Raw genomic sequence first — 2,584 nt, forward strand, 5'->3', positions numbered from 1 at the left:
GGCATGTGCAATTGATGCACGATAAAACTACTCGCAGTATTTGTAAGTGCAACCGAATACATCAACACAATCGTATAAATTGAGACGAAATATACTATGTTAAAAATGATACTTGCCTTATTTCCGAAATACTCTCTTATCGTGCCTGTAATCCCCTCATCAGCAGAATTTGAAGCGTATATCATTTTAGCAAGCGCCCTATGTGAATAATACATAACAGGATATGCAAGTATGGTAATTAACAGTAATGATAATAAACCACCTGAACCTGCATTAATAGGTAAAAAGAGTACTCCTGCTCCAATTGCTGTTCCAAAAAGGCTCAATGCCCAGGTAGTATCTTGTTTATGCCACTTTTTAGGATCTAGATATTCCTCATTTTTTACTGCAGTATTTTCAGCTTGAAATTCTATATTTTTTGCAGTATTCCCATTCATATAATTATTCCCCCTTGTATCCTATTCTTACGTCTCTTTTTAGGCTTAGGAATATAGAACATTTTTGAAAAATGAATCGCTTACAAAATTTTCTACATTGTAATCGATTCCACCTAAACCTGTCTGTCTCTCTTAATTTGCGAGGCATTTATCCTCCAATCAACCCTATACATCGCTTCAATAACTTCGCCAGTAGCTTTGATATTATTTACGCTAGCTAATGCGATGTCCACTGTTGCTGAACTATTTTGAATAAATCCCCCTTCTAAGCACACACCTTTCTTAAAGTAATCGTGTCAGTCTGTCCAATTTTAAAATGTTTGATATTTTCTCCGTCGGTAATAGATTACCTCTCGACGCCCTCATTATAACGTTAATATTTACGAGTCTAATGTTTTTTTATTTTTAGAAAGATTGAATAATCAGAATTATGAATAGATAATTAATTCCAAGTGGTATGTAGCAATTGTGTCCATCGTTTGAAGCTGTATTAGTCGGTAGAAAAGCAAAAATAATACAGATTTCTTTTTGTTAACACATTGATTATATTAGGAACTCGTTATAAAGATACTTATATTCTCCTTTGTTGAAGCACCTTATTTTAGACGTAAAAACTGTTATACTAAATGATCAATGCAGATGTAAAGAAATAAATTAAGAAAACATAAAAATATTTTTACGAATATTTATTATATATAATGAATTTATATTCATTTTTCAGAAAAAAGGAACTTCTCCCCCAAAGGAGCCACCACAACTTCTATAACGATTGACATGTTACGCCTTTTAAAAGAATAACTCCACAGGATATCTTTTACAATATGTAATATTTATTAAGTGTAGTTTTATCTAAATATGCATAATTACATAAAGTTTATGAAAAAAAGAGAGTATACTTTTGTATTGTGTAATAAAGATAAAGCCCACCTACGGAAATAGGTGGGCTTTTCACATATAAAAATTGCATTAATTATATGACGATTAGAATTGAGTTCAAAATATTATTTCTTCCCCTTCAACTCTCTCAGTCTGCTTTTTTTCAACGTCTGAACCTACATACGTACCAACTGTGTAACCAGTAAAAATACCAACAACTATAGCAATAACTAAGATTAATGCGATTTTAATCCACTTTTCCAAACATATATTTTATTTCTGAAAATTTAGTTGTCACGAGACACCGAACCGATGGTGTACTTACCCTAACTGACGTTTAAATGCTTTATTGGCGAAGAAGTAAGCGATGACCATGATGCCGACGCACCAAGCAAGCGCGATCCAGATATCGTTGTTAACAGACCCTTCATACAAGAGGGCACGAATCGCATTCACGATTGAAGTCACGGGCTGGTTCTCAGCGAACGCACGAACAATTTTTGGCATAGTTTCGGTAGGAACAAAGGCCGAACTGATAAATGGTAGAAAAATTAGCGGGTACGAGTAGGCTGTCGCCCCTTCCATAGACTTCGCTGTCAATCCGGGAATGACAGCCAACCATGTCAGCGCCAGCGTAAACATCCCGAGTATTCCAGCTACCGCGAGCCAATCCAAAATATTAGCACTGGAACGGAAGCCCATTAAAAGCGCAACAAGGATAACCACTACGATAGTAAGCACATTAGCAACAAGTGAAGTTAATACGTGAGCCCACAATACAGACGAACGCTTGATGGGCATAGTAATGAAACGTGCCATCAGCCCGCTCTTTACATCCGTAAACAACCGCACGGAAGTGTAAGCGACACCGGATGCGATAGCCATCAGCAAGATTCCCGGTAATAAATAATTGACGTAGTTATCTGTTCCTGTCTCTATGGCACCACCAAATACGTAAACAAACAACAGCATCATCATAATTGGTGTAATTGCTACCGTAATAATCGTATCTGGACTGCGCATGATGTTTCGCATTAACCGTCCTAATAATACCCCTGTCTTGCTTTTCATTTACATCTCCTCCTTTTTACCGATAATCGCAAGGAAAATTTCCTCCAACGTCGGCTGCTTCTCGATATACTCCACTTTTGCTGGTGGGAACATCTCTTTCAGTTCAGTAAGAGTACCAGTCGTAATAATTTTTCCGCCATGCAGGATGGCGATACGGTCCGCCAGTTGTTCGGCTTCCTCCAGGTACTGGGTCGTCAGCA

At 37.1% G+C, this 2,584-nt stretch carries 2 protein-coding genes and 3 pseudogenes; all 5 read right to left on the reverse strand.

The features are described 5' to 3' along the window. The coding region (locus BAU28_RS16005; protein WP_276327751.1) for an aromatic amino acid transport family protein at positions 1-437 on the reverse strand (437 nt) is incomplete at its 3' end. 124 nt (positions 438-561) lie between these two features. Then, a pseudogene (locus BAU28_RS31575) lies at positions 562-685 on the reverse strand (L-serine ammonia-lyase, iron-sulfur-dependent, subunit alpha); the annotation flags it as partial. A gap of 711 nt (positions 686-1,396) precedes the next feature. After that, positions 1,397-1,577 (reverse strand): annotated as a pseudogene (locus BAU28_RS30945) (PRK06770 family protein); the annotation flags it as partial. 57 nt (positions 1,578-1,634) lie between these two features. Next, positions 1,635-2,384 (reverse strand): ABC transporter permease, encoded by a 750-nt coding sequence (locus BAU28_RS16015; protein ID WP_071719117.1) that lies wholly within the window; start codon positions 2,382-2,384, stop codon positions 1,635-1,637. After that, positions 2,385-2,584: pseudogene (locus BAU28_RS16020) on the reverse strand (ABC transporter ATP-binding protein); the annotation flags it as partial.

Origin of the sequence: Bacillus paramycoides (assembly GCF_001884235.1) — a bacterium.
GTDB classification, from domain to species: domain Bacteria; phylum Bacillota; class Bacilli; order Bacillales; family Bacillaceae_G; genus Bacillus_A; species Bacillus_A paramycoides.